At 72.8% G+C, this 12,467-nt stretch carries 14 protein-coding genes; 7 read left to right on the top strand and 7 right to left on the bottom strand.

The features are described from left to right. Positions 1–45: 45 nt before the first annotated feature. Positions 46–933 carry a serine hydrolase gene (locus tag GVL05_RS13115; RefSeq protein ID WP_159573381.1) on the bottom strand — a complete coding sequence of 296 codons (888 nt, stop codon included), beginning with the start codon at positions 931–933 and terminating at the stop codon, positions 46–48. Between the two features lie 269 nt (positions 934–1,202). Between GVL05_RS13115 and GVL05_RS13110 the strand changes: the two genes are divergently transcribed. The 3 genes from GVL05_RS13110 to GVL05_RS13100 all read left to right on the top strand — a co-directional run bounded on the left by GVL05_RS13110 (position 1,203) and on the right by GVL05_RS13100 (position 4,261). Then, a complete protein-coding gene (locus GVL05_RS13110) occupies positions 1,203–2,285 on the top strand; it encodes a Fic family protein (RefSeq protein ID WP_235035975.1) in 1,083 nt (360 codons plus the stop codon). A gap of 156 nt (positions 2,286–2,441) precedes the next feature. After that, positions 2,442–3,458, top strand: coding sequence for a zinc-binding dehydrogenase (locus GVL05_RS13105; protein ID WP_159573379.1), 1,017 nt, complete (start codon positions 2,442–2,444; stop codon positions 3,456–3,458). Then, entirely contained in the window at positions 3,458–4,261 is an 804-nt protein-coding gene (locus GVL05_RS13100) for a hypothetical protein (RefSeq protein WP_131921141.1), read from the top strand. Before GVL05_RS13105 ends, GVL05_RS13100 begins: the two co-directional genes overlap by 1 nt. Here the strand turns inward: GVL05_RS13100 and GVL05_RS13095 are convergent. Continuing rightward, entirely contained in the window at positions 4,154–4,816 is a 663-nt protein-coding gene (locus tag GVL05_RS13095; RefSeq protein WP_123293819.1) for a response regulator transcription factor, read from the bottom strand. The genes GVL05_RS13100 and GVL05_RS13095 overlap by 108 nt on opposite strands. Further along, the gene (locus GVL05_RS13090; RefSeq protein WP_159573378.1) at positions 4,813–5,991 is read right to left on the bottom strand and encodes a sensor histidine kinase; all 1,179 of its coding nucleotides are present in this window, start codon (positions 5,989–5,991) and stop codon (positions 4,813–4,815) included. The genes GVL05_RS13095 and GVL05_RS13090 overlap by 4 nt, the downstream gene beginning before the upstream one ends. A gap of 146 nt (positions 5,992–6,137) precedes the next feature. On the opposite strand from GVL05_RS13090, the gene GVL05_RS13085 reads away from it, so the two are divergent. Then, on the top strand, positions 6,138–6,695 hold the full coding sequence (locus tag GVL05_RS13085; protein ID WP_159573377.1) for a hypothetical protein: 558 nt from the start codon (positions 6,138–6,140) through the stop codon (positions 6,693–6,695). 16 nt (positions 6,696–6,711) lie between these two features. Continuing rightward, a complete protein-coding gene (locus GVL05_RS13080; protein WP_123939142.1) occupies positions 6,712–7,236 on the top strand; it encodes a hypothetical protein in 525 nt (174 codons plus the stop codon). Positions 7,237–7,322: 86 nt separating this feature from the next. Here the strand turns inward: GVL05_RS13080 and GVL05_RS13075 are convergent, their stop codons facing one another. The 3 genes from GVL05_RS13075 to GVL05_RS13065 form a co-directional block, all read right to left on the bottom strand. Next, positions 7,323–7,517 carry a ferredoxin gene (locus GVL05_RS13075; RefSeq protein WP_123293815.1) on the bottom strand — a complete coding sequence of 65 codons (195 nt, stop codon included), beginning with the start codon at positions 7,515–7,517 and terminating at the stop codon, positions 7,323–7,325. Further along, entirely contained in the window at positions 7,514–8,791 is a 1,278-nt protein-coding gene (locus tag GVL05_RS13070; protein WP_159573376.1) for a cytochrome P450, read from the bottom strand. Before GVL05_RS13070 ends, GVL05_RS13075 begins: the two co-directional genes overlap by 4 nt. 61 nt (positions 8,792–8,852) lie before the next feature. Next, positions 8,853–10,124: an NAD(P)/FAD-dependent oxidoreductase gene (locus GVL05_RS13065; protein WP_159573375.1), complete on the bottom strand. Its 1,272-nt coding sequence runs from the start codon at positions 10,122–10,124 to the stop codon at positions 8,853–8,855. Between the two features lie 107 nt (positions 10,125–10,231). Between GVL05_RS13065 and GVL05_RS13060 the strand changes: the two genes are divergently transcribed. Then, on the top strand, positions 10,232–10,783 hold the full coding sequence (locus tag GVL05_RS13060; protein WP_200849227.1) for a cysteine hydrolase: 552 nt from the start codon (positions 10,232–10,234) through the stop codon (positions 10,781–10,783). A 135-nt stretch (positions 10,784–10,918) separates the two neighbouring features. Continuing rightward, positions 10,919–11,749 carry an SDR family NAD(P)-dependent oxidoreductase gene (locus GVL05_RS13055; protein WP_159573373.1) on the top strand — a complete coding sequence of 277 codons (831 nt, stop codon included), beginning with the start codon at positions 10,919–10,921 and terminating at the stop codon, positions 11,747–11,749. A 31-nt stretch (positions 11,750–11,780) separates the two neighbouring features. Here GVL05_RS13055 and GVL05_RS13050 read toward each other — a convergent pair whose 3' ends face one another. Next, positions 11,781–12,452, bottom strand: coding sequence for a TetR/AcrR family transcriptional regulator (locus GVL05_RS13050; RefSeq protein WP_235035974.1), 672 nt, complete (start codon positions 12,450–12,452; stop codon positions 11,781–11,783). Positions 12,453–12,467: the final 15 nt, after the last annotated feature.

The raw sequence follows: 12,467 nt of genomic DNA, 5'->3' as shown, positions 1-12,467 counted from the left end.
TGCCAGCGACCGCTGCCGCCTGCGGCTGCCGGTTACCGCTGCCGGTTACCGCTGCCGGGCGAGCTCGTCGGCGACGAACGCGGCCATGGCGTCGGCGCCGAAGTGGTCGTCGGCGGTGATCGTGACCACGGTGTCGCCGCCGGGGTGGTCGTCGAACAGCAGCATCTGCCCGTACGCGCCGTGCAGCCGCCACAGCTGCCCCGGACCGCCCCATCCGGCCATCGCGTAGCGGTGGTACCCGGGCCCGGTCCCCTCGCGCTCGACCCAGTCGGAGTGCATCGCGTCGCACCAGCGGGCGCTGACGATGCGTTCCCCGTCGACCACGCCACCGTCGCGGATGAGCCGACCGAGGCGCGCGAGCTCCTCGGTCCGGAGCGCCAGTCCTTCACCGGCGGCGACGTACCCGTTCGGGCAGCGCAGCCACTCCACGTCCTCGATGCCGAGCGCGTCGAACAGGCGTCGGGACACGAACGCGCCGACGTCGCCGACGCGGGTCTCGAGCACGCGCATGGCGGTGTAGGTGCTGACGTTGGCGTACTGGAACACGCGACCCCGCGAGGGCCGCCGCAGGAACTCGGCCGCCAGGTCCGGCCAGTCGGTCAGCTCCGTCGCCGACCAGGGCATGTCGATCCCGCTCGTCATCGTGAGCAGGTGCCGGAGGGTGACCTGGTCGACGCCGTCCCCGAACGCGAACCCGGGCAGCGAAGCGGCGATCGGTTCGTCGACGTCCACCAGACCCTCGTCGGCGGCGATCCCGGTGGCGAGCACGCAGACGCCCTTGGCCGCGGAGTGGATCTCCTCGCGCACGTCGGGCGTCCAGCGGTGCTCGGCGACGTCGTCGTCGGCAGTCCGGACGTGCAGGCCGTGGGCGCCGAAGCCGGTGTCGTCGACGTGCCGGACGATCGCGTCGAGGATGGTGGTCGCGGTGGTCACACGGCCATCCTCTCGCGTGGCACCACCCTGGTGCCGCCGTGTCCCTCACGCGAGAAAGGTGCGGAACCGAGGGCGTTGGTTCTATATTCGTCGCAAGTGTTACCAACGCGAGCGGAGATGAACGGTTGAGCGACCCTTCCGGTGGTCCCGAGCGTCCTCGGTGGCCTGCCCTGCAGGATGAACAGCGCTCATGGCACGCCGTGGAGGACGACGGCGGCACATCCCGACGCGCTCGCCTGGCAGCACGTGGACCGTACACGGCTGCCGTCGTGCCGACCATCGCCAGCACGAGCGTCCGAGTGTCCCCGGACGTGCTCGCGGACGCCGCTGAGGCAGCGGTCGCGATCGGACGCTTCGACGCGGAACTCGGTTCGTCCGTCCTGCCGTTCGCGTCCATGCTGCTCCGCAGCGAGTCCGCGTCGTCGTCCCAGATCGAGAACCTGACCAGTGGCGCACGCGCGATCGCCGAGAGCGAGCTCGGTGAGCGCACGAGCGGGAACGCAGCCCTGATCGTCCGCAACGTCCGTGCCATGCAAGCTGCGCTGGCGCTCAGCGACCAGATCGACGAAGCCGCGGTGATCGAGATGCACGAAGCACTGCTGTCCGATTCGGCGCCGGAGATGACGGGCCGGTTCCGCCAGCAGCAGGTGTGGATCGGTGGCACGGAGTTCAGTCCACACGAAGCGGCCTTCGTGCCGCCGCACCACAGCCGCGTCGGCGATTCGATGGCCGATCTGGTCGGGTTCGTGCGGCGGCTCGACGTCCCGGCGCTCGCGCACGCGGCGATCGCGCACGCCCAGTTCGAGACGATCCACCCGTTCCCCGACGGCAACGGACGCACCGGCCGGGCACTGGTGCACGCGATGCTGCGGCAAGCCGGTGTGACGAAGAACATCGCCGTCCCCGTGTCCGCGGGGCTGCTCCACGACGTCGATGGGTACTACGAGGCGTTGACGGCCTACCGCGCCGGCGACGTCGACGCCATCGTGCGGGCGTTCACCCAAGCGGCCTGGTTCGCGGTCGCCTCGGGCAGACGACTCGCCTCGGACGTCAGCGCCGTGCGTGTCAGCTGGGCCGACGCCACTTCGGATCTCCGCTCCGACAACCGAGCGCGGGCCCTGGTCGACCTCGCGATCGAGCATCCGGTCCTCAACGCCGGTCTCATCCAGGATCGTCTCGGTGTCGCTGCGCCGACCGCGTACCGTGCCGTCGAGACCCTGGTGCAACGCGGTGTCCTCCGACCGGCGAACTCGAAGCAACGCAACCGGATCTGGATCGCCGAAGCGCTCATCGAGGCGCTGGAGGCCTTCGCGGCTCGCGCCCTGCGGCGCGGTCCGGCACAGCGCCCCTGAACCGTCGACCAAGCGGACTGGAGGCACGTGGCGCGCCCGCCACGTGCCTCCAGTCCGATGACCCGGCACTACTGCGATCGCAGTACGTGCGCAGGTCGCCGTCTTGGTCAGATGGTTCCGTCCCGAGCCGCCCGTGCTCGTGACGTGAGGAGCACCATGCGCACCGTCGTCGTCACCGGCCCCGGATCCGTCGAGATCCGCGACGAGCCCGTCCCCGAGGTCGGCCCCGCCGACGTCCTGATCGCCGTCAAGGCGTGCGGGGTCTGCGGCTCCGACGCCTTCTACGCCGCGCGCGGCGGCATCCCGCCGCGTGAGGGGCACACGCCCCTCGGGCACGAGGTCGCCGGAGAGGTGGCCGCCGTCGGCGACGCGGTCGAGGGCATCGCCGTCGGGGACCACGTGGTGGTGAACCCGATGGGCGACCCACGCGGGATCATCGGCAACGGCGGCCCCACCGGCGGGCTCTCCGAGTTCCTGCTCGTCGAGCAGGCCGTGCTCGGCACCAGCGTTGCCCTGGTCCCGAAGGACCTGCCCTGGCAGGTGGCCGCGCTCAACGAGCCGATGGCGGTCGCCCTGCACGCCGTGAACCGGACCGTGCCGCAACCGGGCGACACGGTCGTCGTGTTCGGTGCCGGCCCCATCGGGCTGGGCGCCGTGATCAGCTACAAGGCGCTCGGCGTCGGGCACGTGGTCGTCGTCGACGTGATCGCCTCGCGGCTCGAGAAGGCCCTGCTCGTCGGGGCCGATGCGGTCGTGAACTCGGCGGAGGAACCGCTCGACGAGCGCCTGATCGCCCTGCACGGCGAAGCACGGGACGGCGTGGGGCACGGCGGGAAGTCCGGCACCGACGTCTGGCTCGACGCCGCCGGGGTGCCGGCCACCGTGCAGACGGCGCTGCGCCTGGCGAAGCACCGCGCGACGATCGGCGTCGTGGCCGTGCACAAGCGGCCCGTGGAGGTCGACTTCGGTGACCTGCTGGCCGTCGAGCCGACGATCGTGACCGCGATGGGGTACCCGACCGAGATCTTCGACGTCACCGAGCACATCATCGCGAACCCCGAGGCGTACGCGCAGATCGTCAGCGACGTCTTCCCGGCGAGCGACGTGCTCGAGGCCCTCCGGGTGGCGGCGACCCCGGGCGCGGCCGACAAGGTCGTCGTCACGTTCGACTGATGCCGGTGACCAGGAAGGTCGCCGTGCAGTACGCCGTCACGGTGTGGCGGGATCGGCCGCGCCGCGGGCTCGTGCTCGCCGTGCTGTCGGTGCCGAGCAGCCTCGTGATGGCGGGGTGGAAGGTCGTCCTGTTCTGCGCGGCTCCCTCGTTGTTCCTCGCCGCGACCGTGGTCTTCACGCTCGGGGTCGCGGCCGCGAAGGTCTGGGCCGTTCGTCGGCACCGGCTGTCGTTCGCGTTCGATGCAGCGAACGGCGACCGGATGCGGTTCCGGCAGGCCGGACACCGGTGGATCGGGGGTGCGGTCACCGCGATGTCGGTCGTGTTCGTCGGGTGCAGCGTGCCGATGCTCGTCGGGCGGGCGCACCCCGTGCACTACGACCAGTGGGTGGCGATCGTCATCGCGGCGGCGACGTTCGCGGAGCTGGGCATCGGGGTCTGGGGTGCGGTGACCGCGCGCAAGGACGGGGAACCACTCGTCGAGGCGACGAAGCTCGTGAACGTCGCCGCCGCGGTGGTCCTGCTCGTGCTGACCCAGTCGGCACTGCTCTCGTTCGCGGGCAGCGCCGAGGACGCTGCTGCGTCCACGGGTGCGAGCGGGGTGTTCCTCGGCGGCGTGGCTGCGGTGATCGGGCTCGCGATGGCGCTGCGACGGTTCCCGGAAGCGCCGGCGGCGAGGGTTCGGCCGGCGGCGACCTCAGTCGACCAGGCCGGCCTGGAACGCGAACGCCACGAGTTGGGCCCGGTCGCGGGCGTCGACCTTCGCCATGGCCCGGTTCACGTGGGTCTTGACCGTGAGTGGTGAGAGGAAGAGCTCGGCGCTGATGGCGTCGATGCCCTGACCTCGGCTGACCATCACCACGACGTCGCGCTCGCGAGCGGTGAGGGCCTCGAAGCGCCGGGTCATCTCCGGGTCGACGGAGGACGCGGGGGTGCGGGCGACCTGTCCGATGAGCGCCGCTGCGGCCGCCGCGGACAGCGCCCCTCCGCCCGCTGCCACCTCCTCGATCGCGGCGACGAGTTCTGCGGGTCCCGCGGCCTTGCTGAGGAACCCGTTCGCCCCGGCACGCAGCGCCGCGAAGACGAGTTCGTCCTGGTCGAAGGTCGTCAGCATGACGATGCGCACCTGCTCGGCGGTGCGCTCGGCGCGGATCCGTCGGGTCGCCTCGACCCCGTCGATGCCCGGCATCCGGATGTCCATCATGATGACGTCCGCCGGGACCGACAGCGCCGTCTGCACCGCGACGAGCCCGTCCCCGGCCTCGCCGACGACCTCGATGCCGTCCTGGCGGTCGAGGATCGCACGGAGCCCCAGTCGGATCATGTCCTGGTCGTCGACCAGGATCACTCGTGTGGTCATCGTGCTCCGTTCGCGGTGGGCAGGCGGACGCGGACGACGAACAGGACGCCGTCCGCCGCGGCCTGGACGGACCCTCCGACGGCGGCGACGCGCTCGCGCATGCCGACCAGACCGAGCCCGCTGCTCCGGCCTGCGACGGGGTCGCTCGCCGGGGTCCGCCGGCGGGGGTTGCGGACCTCGAGGACCAGGTCGTCACCGGCGCGGGCGAGGGTGACGGTCGTCCGGCCCTCGCCGTGCCGGTGGGCGTTGGTGAGCGACTCCTGCACCACCCGGTAGACCGTCACACCGATCGGCACGGAAACCGGGCCGACGTCGTCCAGTCGGGCATCGACGTCGAGGCCGATCCGTTCGTACGACGCGATGAGTCCGGGGAGCTGCTCGATGCCGGGGGCCGGAGCCGTCGGGTCGTCGAGGTCGGCGCCGCTGCCCGACGCCGAACGGAGCACCGTCAGGACGTGCTGGGTCTCCGTCAGGACGTTCCGCACGCCGTCCCGGGCGGCATCCAGCGCACGCCGGGCCTCGTCGGCCCCGGCGGGCAGGGTGACCTCGGCGACCCCGAGCTGCATGCTGACCACCGCGATCTCGTGCCCGATGACGTCGTGCAGGTCCCGCGCGATCCGGACGCGTTCCTCGGCCACGCGGCGCTCGGCCTCGAGTTCCCGCGTGGCGACGGCATCGGCGGCGCGCTGTTCCAACGACGCTCGGTACTGGTGCTGCACCCGCAGCCCCGAGCCGATGGCCGCCGCGGCGACGACGGAGATGAGGGCGCCGAGGGCGGTCGGTACCGCACCGCCCTCCCCCGGCGCGAGGAGCGTGCCGATGACCACACCGGGAGCGACGATCGCAGCGGCGCGGACCGGGTGCCCCTGCCGCGAGGACACCGCGAACAGCAGCAGCACCGCGCAGCTCCAGGTCACGATCGGCGACCACCCGGACAGGCCACCGAGCACCGGCGCGACCGTGGCGAGGCCGAGCGCCGTCCACGGTGTCCACGGCGCCGCGACGACGGCGAGCACGGTCGCGGCGACCGCGATGCCGGGCCCCGGGCCGGCATCGGCCGCGACCACCCGGCCCGACTCGATCGCGCACGCGAGCAGGACGACGGCGGCCGTGCCGCGGAACACCCAGCGGTCGTCCGGACGCCACGAACCCCAGATCGCTCGCAGTCGCCGCATGCACTCATCCTGTCGTGCGGGTCAGCGGTCCGGCTACTGCGAACGCAGTAGTCGGGGGTACCACCGATCGGGGACCTGCCCGCGGCCCGTCCCCGGGACGATCGACACCAGGCCGGAACGATCCGGCACCGACCGGAGGAACCGCCATGACGCTGACCACGACGAACACCGTCCCCATGACCTACGACTACTGCACGGTCGAGGTCCCACGGGGCAAGGACGCCCTGTACGCGGACACCTACCGCAACTTCGGCTGGACGTCCGACGGTTCGGACCGGACGGGCGCACTGAACCGCCGGCGCACCCTCGGCCTCCGCCGCGACCGTGCCGTCCGCTCCGTCGAACTGACCGAGCTCCAGCAGAACGCCGAGGCCGCCCTGGCCACGATCGACGCCCTCGAACGCTCCCGCACGACCGCGGCGTCGGTGGTCGCGTACGCGCTCGGCGCGATCGGCAGCGTCCTGCTGGCCGCTTCGGTGTTCGCCATGCAGGACACCGTGGCGGTCCCCGACCTGCTCGGCGGGCTCGACCCGGTCACGGTGTTCCTCGTCGGGGCCGGTGGGCTGGTCAACTGGGCGATCGCTCCCGTGGCCTTCCAGCTCGTCCGCGCGGCGCGCACCAAGCGGATCCGTCCGGCCGTCGACCGCCAGTTCGACGTCGTCTACGGCGCGTGCGAGGCGGCCAGTCGCCGCCGGACCGCCTGAGCGCGGGCCGAGCCCGATGACGAACACCATCGCCCGGGAAGACGCTGTCCTGCACGCGCCGGTACCCCGCCACCTGGAGACCCGGGTGCTGTACGCGCCGACCGCGTTCGTGCCGCTCCACCGGCACACCCTGGAGCAGTTCGGCTGGACGGTGACCGTGCAGGGCGGACGGCTCGGCACGACGTCCCTGCTGCTCCAGCGGCTGCGCACCCGGCCCGACCCGGCACGACCGCTCCTCGAGCGTCGTGCCGAGCGGGCGCTGGCCCGGATCGCCGCCCTCGAGCAGCAGCCGGCCCGGTTGGCTGGTGTGGTCGCCACCGCGGGTTCCGCGGTCGCCGTGCTGGCGGTCGCGCTCGGCGGTCTGCTCGCCCTCGGCGGGGACCCGACGCTCGTGCCGGTCCTCGTCGGTGCCGGCGTGTGGATCGCCGCCGTGGCCGCAGCGCCCGGCATCCGGTCGTGGCGCACCGAGCGGAACCAGACCGCACTCAGCCGGGAGTACGCCGCGATCGACGCGTGCACGCACCCGGCCGACGGGTCGTGACGGCGGCGGAGCCCCGCGCACGACGCACACAGGAAAACGGCCCGGTGGGATCCCCACCGGGCCGTCGTGTGCACGGAACCGACGGGTCAGTCCGCCAGGCGGATCGCCAGGGCCGGGCAGACCGCTGCGGCGTGCCGCACCGCCTCGACCTGGTCGTCGGCGACCTCGTCGGTCAGCAGGACGGCGATGCCGTCCTCGTCCCGCTGGTCGAAGACGTCCATCGCGGCCATGACGCACTGGCCACTCGCGACGCACTTGTCCTGTTCGAGGATGACCTTCATGACTCGTTCCCTCCGGTGGTCGAGCTCGCGCTCGTGGTGGTGTGGTGGTCGACGGGGCACCACGTGACGGGGAGCTCGTACACCCCGTAGACGGCGCCGTCGTGCTTGAACGGGACCTCGTCGAGCGGGACCGCGCGAGCGAGGGTCGGGATCCGACGGAACAGCGTCGGGTACACGACCTGCAGTTCGACCCGCGCGAGCGGCTGGCCCAGGCACTGGTGCACGCCGAACCCGAACGCCACGTGGTTCCGCGGGTTGCGGGTCAGGTCGAGCCGGTCCGGGTCCGGGTAGACGTCCGGGTCCCGGTTCGCCAGGTCCGTCGCGACGATCACCCCGTCACCGGCGCGGATCGTGGTTCCGGCGACGTCGAGGTCCTCGGTCGCCACGCGCTTGCGCCCGTCGTGCGTGATGGTCAGGTAGCGCAGGAGCTCCTCTACCGCCGAGGCGACCAGCACCGGTTCGGGGTCGTCGAGCAGGCGGTCACGCTCGTCCGGGTGCTCGAGCAGGGCGAGCGTGCCGAGGGCGATCATGTTCGCGGTCGTCTCGTGCCCGGCGATGAGCAGCAGGATCCCCATCTGCACGGCCTCGCCCTCGGTCATGTCGCCGGCGGTGACCCGGGCGGCGATGTCCGTGAGCAGGTCGTCGCCGGGTTCCGCCGTCTTGCGGCGGAGCAGCGACGTCAGGTACGCACCGAGCTCGCGGAACGCCTGCTGCCGTTCGTCGTCGGTCGTGGTGCGGCGGATGATGGTCTTCGAGTGCGCCTGGAACCGGTCGTGGTCCTCGTACGGCACGCCGAGCAGGGCGCAGATCACCAGGGACGGCAGCGGGAGCGCGAACGCCTCGACCAGGTCGACCGGGTTCGGGCCAGCGAGCAGCTGGTCGATCAGGTCGTCCGTGATCCGCTGCACCACGGGGCGGAGCGCCTCGATGCGTTTGATCGCGAACGGCGCGGTCACCATCCGCCGCAGCCGGGCGTGGTCGGGGTCGTCCATCAGGATGAAGGACAGCCCGCCGCCACCGCCCGAGGCACTGGCGGAGGGGTACCCCGGGTTGGCCGCGTCGGCGCTGACGGACAGGCTCGACAGCACCTGCTTGCCCTCGTCGTAGCGGGTGACGAGCCACGGCTCGCGGCCGTCGGCCAGCGTCACGCGGTGGACGGGGCCGTCCTCCTGCAGCACGCGGGCCGCCGGCGGCGGGTCGAAGGGACACCCGGCGGTCCGCCGGTCCATCGGGAACGTGTCCGGTCGGTCGGCGGTGATCGGTGGGTCGGTCATGGTCTGCTCCTCTGTGTTCGGGTGACGGCCCCGGTCAGGCGACCGAAGCGGACGGCACCGGTCAGCCGACCGGTGCCGGGCTCTCGGCGGCAAACACCGCAGACGCGGCAGACGCCGCAGACGCGGCAGACGCCGCTCCCGGCACGTACCGGGGACGCAGGCGCATGCTGGCGATCCGCGCCTGCTTCGGCATGCCCCACCCGAGCACCCCGACCGCCTCACCGGCGCGTTCGGCCACGGCGACGAACCGGCCGTCCTCGGGGTGCCCGTCGACGACGGTGACCCGGTCGGCCGAGGTCATCTGCCCGAAGACCTGCACGCGGGTGCCGTGCTGGTCCGTCCAGAAGTACGGCACCGGCGTGTACGGCACGCGGCGCCCGAGGACGTTTCCGGCGACGACCTGCGCCATCTCGGTCGCGTTCGTGCGGTTCTCGAGCCGCATCGAGCGCCCCATTCCGACGTGGTGGAAACGGGCGACGTCGCCCACGGCCCAGACGCCGGGTGCAGCGGCTCCGAACGCGTCGCAGTCGACGCCGTCCGTGACCTCCAAGCCGGACGCCTCGAGCCACCCGGTCGTCGGGCGGGACCCCACGGCGACGACGACGACGTCGGCCGCACGGCTCGGGCCGTCGACGAACTCCACCGTGTCCGCGCGACCGTTCCGGCCGCGCACCCGCGCGGCGCGGACCCCGCCGAGCAACCGGATGCCGGCCGCCTCGTGCTGTGCCGCGAGGAACTGCGAGCCGAACCCGCCGAGCTGCCCGGACATCGGCGCACGAATGCTGCCCGCGAGCGTGACGTCCACGCCGAGGGACGCGGCGGTCTGTGCCACCTCGCTGCCGAGCACGCCGTTCCCGAGGACCAGCAGCGGCCCCTGCACCGTCTGCAGTCCCGCTCGGAGCCGGTCCGCGTCGGCCCGGGTGCGGAGGACGTGCACGCCGTCGAGCCCGACCCCCGGGATCGCACGCGGCGTGACACCGGTGGCGATGACGACGTGGTCGGCGGCCCGGGTGGTGCCGCTCGTCGTGGTCACGGTCCGGGTCGCGACGTCGAGGGCGACCGCGCGGTCCCCGAGCACGAACTCGGCGTCGAGGCCCGCGAGCTGCTCGGTCGAGCGGAGCACCAGGGCGTCGGCGCCGATCTGCCCGGCCAGGTACTGCTTCGACAGCGGTGGCCGGTCGTACGGGTCCTCGGTCTCGCCGTCGAGCAGTGTCAGCCGGCCGACGTGCCCGTGGCGGCGGAGTGCCTCGGCCGTCGCGACACCGGCAGCCGAGGCGCCGACGACGAGGACGGATGCGTGGGGATCGGTCCGAGGGACTCCGCTACTGGCCATGCTCCGAGCCTCGCCGGGCCCAGCAGTGCCGGACTACTCCGGGCGGACCGACCGGGATACCGCAGACGCAGTACGCGCCGCGCCCGACGATCGAGCACCCTGGACCGGTGACCCGCACCCGCACCGAACACACCGCCCTGATCGTCGTCGACCTGCAGGCCGGGACCGCGCCGTACCAGCGCACCCACCCCGTCGAGGCCGTCGTGGCCAACGTCGAGACCCTCGCCCGCGCCACCCGTGGTGGCGGCGGCACGGTGGTGTTCATCCGCCACGACCCTGCCGCGACCCCGGCAGGCGCCACCCAGTACGGCGGCGGCCCCCGCCCGGCTCCGGTCGCCTACGGCTCCCTGCTGCTCGAACGGGCCGACGCCGACGGCAACCTGACCCGCGGCGGGTGGAGCGCCTTCGCCGGCACCGGCCTCGACGAGCGGCTGCGCGCCGACGGCGTCACCGAGGTGGTCGTGGTCGGCCAGGCGACGACGTTCGGCGTCGAGTCCACGGCTCGGGCCGCGTACGACCTGGGCTACGACGTCGTCCTCGTCGAGGACGCCACCAACGACCCGGACCCCGACGCCCACGCCGCCCGGTTCCGGTCGGTGTTCCCCGCCCTCGGCGTCGTCGTGCAGACATCCGACCTGGCGGGGCCGGGCGCGGCCTGAGCGGCGACCGGGCGGCGGACGGGAGGCCCGTGGCGGGCCCGCCACCTGCCTCCCGTCCGTCACGTGCACCGTTCAGGGCCGACCTCTAGGACGGACGGAGCCGAGCGCACGCTCGCCCCGACCCGAGGAGCACCCATGGCCGCGAAGACCATCGTCATCACCGGCGCCAGCGACGGCATCGGCGTCGCCGCTGCGCGGGAGCTCGTCCGCCGCGGGAACGAGGTCGTCGTGGTCGGTCGCAACCCCGCGAAGACCGAGCGGGTCGCCCGCGACCTCGGCGTCGACCACTTCGTGGCCGACTTCTCGGACCTGTCCGCCGTCCGGGGGCTCGCCGACGACCTGCTCGAACGCTGCCCGCGGATCGACGTGCTGGCCAACAACGCCGGCGGCATCTTCAGCGCGGGCCGCCAGGTCACCGTCGGCGGTCACGAGCTGACGTTCCAGGTCAACTACCTGGCACCGTTCCTGCTCACGGAGCTGCTGATGAACCGGCTCGTCGCGTCCGGCGGAACGGTCATCAACACCTCGAGCGTCGCGAACAAGCTCTTCGGCCGCGTCGACATCGACGACCTCGACGCCGAGCGGCACTTCCGGGCCACCAAGGCCTACGGCGACTCGAAGCTCGAGCAGATCCTGTTCACCAAGGAACTCGACCGCCGGTACCGCGACCGCGGTGTGACGTCGACGGCGTTCCACCCAGGCACGATCAGCACCGGGTTCTCGAACGACAAGACCTCGCCGATGTACCTCGTGTACCACACGCCCCTGCGCCACGTGTTCCTGACGACCCCGGAGAAGGGCGCCGACACGCTCGTGTACCTGGCCGACAACACCCCCGGTCGCGACTACCCGACCGGCGAGTACTACGTGAAGCGCAAGGTCGCGGCGCCGAACGCGCAGGCCGAGGACGCCGACCTGGCGCGCGAGCTGTGGGACCGGACCGTGGCGATGCTGCACGCGGTCTGACCGAGCGCGCTCCGCGTCGGTCGTCGGCGCGCTACGCGCCGGTCTCCGGCGCAGGGGTGACCGGCGGCTGCGCCTGCCGCAGGCCGGTGACCAGCAGCGTCACGATCGTCCGCACGTCGTAGTCCGGGTCCTGGGGGCTCCACGCGACCAGGTCGCCGACGGCGCGGAGCAGCTGGTACGGCGACACCGACGCGACCACCTCGCCCGATGCGCGAGCGGCGTCGAGCATGCGGCCGAGCACGGGGACGAGCTCGTCGACGAACAGCGTGTGCAGCGCGGTGAAGCCGTCGGCGTCGCCCTCCCACACCCGCGCCAGGCCGTGCTTCGTGCCGAGGAAGTCGACGAACTGGTGCACCCAGCGCAGGATCGCGTCGAACGACGTCGGCGCCGAGTCGAGCAGCACGGGGCCGGCCTCGGCCAGGGCCTCGATCTGGTGCCGGTAGACGGCGACGACCAGGTCCGAGCGGGTCGGGAAGTGCCGGTAGAGCGTACCCACCCCCACGCCGGCAGCGGCGGCGACCTCGCGCACCGGCGCACCGACTCCGGACGCGGCGAAGACACCGGCCGCGGCGTCGAGGATCGTCCGCTCGTTCCGTTCGACGTCGCGGCGACGCCGGGGCGGCGCGGTGTCGTTCGAGGGCGCGGTGTCGTTCGACGGCGCGGTGTCGTTCGAGGGCGCGGTGTCGTTCGACGGCGTGCTCATCCCCCGATCATCGCA

This window comes from Curtobacterium sp. 18060, assembly GCF_902706105.1.
Classification (GTDB): Bacteria; Actinomycetota; Actinomycetes; order Actinomycetales; family Microbacteriaceae; genus Curtobacterium.
Note: the sequence above shows the minus strand (reverse complement) of the source record. Positions and strands in the feature narration are given on the sequence as shown.